Raw genomic sequence first — 2,581 nt, 5'->3', positions numbered from 1 at the left:
AGGCGAAGCCGATCGCGCCGGGCGCCGCCGCCCAGGCCAGCGTGCCGGGCCGGGCGCGGGCCAGCGCGACCGCCGCGCGCAGGTCGGCTGCCGGCAGGTCGGGTGCACCCAGCACCGCGATGTAGTCGAGCGCGGCGGTGGACAGCGGCACGAGATGCGACGGGTCGTAGGGCAGCCGCTCGATGGTGAGCGGGTTCACCGTCACCGGGCCGGCGAAGGAGAAGAACAGCCGGTGATCGTCGTTCAGGTTCAGGAAGGCGGCGACCGCCACCACGCCCTCGCCGCCGGGCCGGTTGTCCGGCACCACGGGTTGGCCGAGCCGGCGCGCCAGCCCGTCTGCGAAGAGCCGCATCGTGATGTCGGGCAGGGAACCGGGCGGGAGCGGCGCGATCATGCGGATCGGGCGGCTCGGCCACTCTTCCGCGACGGCGCCGAGCGCGGGGAGGCTGAGGCCGGCGGCGAGCAGGCTTCGGCGGGCAAGGCGCATCACGCGGCTCCTTCGGCGGGTCTGGTGGCGGATCTCGCCGCGCCACGCGGCCGGCGGCCCGCGCCGGGCCGTGCGAGCGCCTCGTGGTGATCCACCACGCGCAGCAGCATCGAGAGGAAGGCGTCCCGCTCGGCCTGCGGCAGCGGCTCCACGAGACGGGCATTGACGGAAAGCATCGCCGGCCTGACGGCATTGCGGAGCGCGACGCCGGAGGCGGTCAGGCGCAGCACCCGCGCGCGCCGGTCGGCAGGGTCCACCTCCCGGGTCAGCAGGCCGCGCGCCTCCAGCGCCTCGACCATCTGGCCGGCGCTGTTGCGGTCCACGCCCATCGCCTCCGCGAGTCGGCGCTGGTCGATGCCGGGTTCCTCGGCGAGGGTCGCCAGCACCCCGTATTCGAGCCCGAAGAGCCCGTGCGGGCGCAACGTCTCGGCGAGCAGGGCCGCGCCGATCTGCTGCAGCCGGCGGACCAGGTGCAGCGGGCGGTGGTGGACCGGCGGGACGCCGGCCGGCAAGGGGGGGCTAATCGTCATATTTATGATCATAAATATGATCATCTGCGGCGGCAAGGCCAGCGCGCGGCACGCTCCTTGCTCCCGAAGCGGGCAGGAGAGCAGCAGGTCGTCATCGCCGGCACGCAGATGCCCGCGAGATGCGCAGATTGCTCCCCGCCTGACCACTCGGAGCGCAGCCATGCTGAATCGTCGCCACCTGTTCGGGCTCGCCGCCGCCGGCGCGCTCGCAAAGCCCTCCCTCTCGCTGGCGCAGGGCGCCTGGCCCAACCGCTCCATCCGCCTCGTCGCCCAGTTCCCCCCGGGTGGCCTGGTGGACACCGTCTCCCGCCTGCTCGCGCCGCAGCTCGCCGCCGCGCTCGGCCAGTCCGTGGTGGTCGAGAACCGCGCCGGCGCCGGCGGCGTGATCGGGACCGACAACGTCGCGAAGTCGCCGGCCGACGGCTACACGCTGCTCGTCAGCCACGCCTCGGTGCATGTCTTCGCCACCGCGACCCGCCCGACGCTGCCCTTCGACCCGATCAACGACTTCACCCACATGGTGCACCTGGTCGAGGCGCCGAACATCATCCTCGTCCGCGCCGACAGCCCCTTCCAGACGCTCGAGCAGTACGTCACCGCCGCGCGCACGCGCCCGGTCCGCTTCGGCTCCTCCGGCATCGGCTCGGCGCCGCACCTGCTGGGCGCGATGCTCTCGGCCGAGGCGCGCGCGCCGAACCTCGACCACGTGCCCTATGCCGGCAGCGCGCCCGCGATGCAGGACGTGCTGGCCCGCAACATCGAGAGCATGATCGACCCGATCACCACCAACGTGCAGCAGCTGCGCGAGGGCTCGCTCCGCGCCCTCGCGGTGTCCTCGCCGCAGCGCCTGCCGGCCTTCCCGAACATCCCGACCTTCGCCGAGCTCGGCTTCCCCAAGCTGACCTCCGCGCAGTGGCTCGGCCTGTCGGCACCGAAGGGCCTGCCCGCCCCGATCGTGCAGCGCCTGACCGAGATCACGCCGCCGATCCTGCAGCGGCCGGAGCTGATGGAGCGCTTCAGCTCGCTGCAGACGCTGCCGCGCAGCCCGGCGCCGACCGGCGATGCCTTCGTGGCGCTGATGCGCCAGGAGATCGCCGAATGGACCACCGTGGCGCGCCAGTTCAACATCGTGGTGAGCTGACCTGAACGACGCCGGTGGCGGCGGGACGCGTCCCGCCGCCACCGGCTAGGTCGCTTCGCCCGGCCGACCGCGGATCGTGTCGGCTGTCGCCTGCGCCGCGGCAAGCGGCACGCCGAGCCGGCGAAGCGCATATTCCGCCATCCCGAGCGCCACTTCGCGCTCGCCCATCATCACCAGGCCGACCGCCTCCTCCGCCTCGAGCAGCGCCGCCTCCTCGTCGGAATGGGTGCGCACGACGGCATGGATCGTCGGGTTCGCCGCCTTGGCCAGCGTCAGCACGGCGCGCGCCTCGACGGCGCCGGGGAGCGCCACGACAAGCAGGCCGGCCCGCGCGATTCCCGCCGCCTCCAGCACCTCGGGCCGCGTGGCGTCGCCCCAGATCACCGGCACGCCGGCACCGCGCAGCGCCTCGGCGCCGGCGCG

4 protein-coding genes are annotated in these 2,581 nt (G+C 73.8%); 1 reads left to right on the top strand and 3 read right to left on the bottom strand.

The genetic code is table 11. The features are described from left to right. Positions 1-487, bottom strand: a 487-nt coding sequence (locus L2I40_RS21780) for a Bug family tripartite tricarboxylate transporter substrate binding protein (protein ID WP_272910999.1), incomplete at its 3' end; no start/stop codon positions are given. After that, positions 487-1,017, bottom strand: coding sequence for a MarR family winged helix-turn-helix transcriptional regulator (locus L2I40_RS21775; RefSeq protein WP_237217349.1), 531 nt, complete (start codon positions 1,015-1,017; stop codon positions 487-489). The genes L2I40_RS21775 and L2I40_RS21780, both read right to left, overlap by 1 nt. Positions 1,018-1,177: 160 nt before the next feature. Here L2I40_RS21775 and L2I40_RS21770 point away from each other — a divergent pair, with 160 nt between their 5' ends. Further along, on the top strand, positions 1,178-2,158 hold the full coding sequence (locus L2I40_RS21770) for a Bug family tripartite tricarboxylate transporter substrate binding protein (RefSeq protein ID WP_237217347.1): 981 nt from the start codon (positions 1,178-1,180) through the stop codon (positions 2,156-2,158). Positions 2,159-2,203: 45 nt separating this feature from the next. Here L2I40_RS21770 and L2I40_RS21765 read toward each other — a convergent pair. Then, positions 2,204-2,581: NAD-binding protein (locus tag L2I40_RS21765; RefSeq protein ID WP_237217344.1), on the bottom strand; the 378-nt coding region annotated here is incomplete at its 5' end.

Source organism: Falsiroseomonas oryziterrae, assembly GCF_021864505.1.
GTDB lineage: Bacteria > Pseudomonadota > Alphaproteobacteria > Acetobacterales > Acetobacteraceae > Falsiroseomonas > Falsiroseomonas oryziterrae.
The sequence above is the reverse complement of the archived record's forward strand: the minus strand, read 5'-3'. Positions and strand labels throughout refer to the sequence as shown.

Bases quoted from the DNA above. Each gene is read 5' to 3' on its own strand.
- L2I40_RS21770 (WP_237217347.1), top strand. From the start codon at position 1,178: ATGCTGAATCGTCGCCACCTGTTCGGGCTCGCCGCCGCCGGCGCGCTC.
- L2I40_RS21775 (WP_237217349.1), bottom strand. From the start codon at position 1,017: ATGACGATTAGCCCCCCCTTGCCGGCCGGCGTCCCGCCGGTCCACCAC.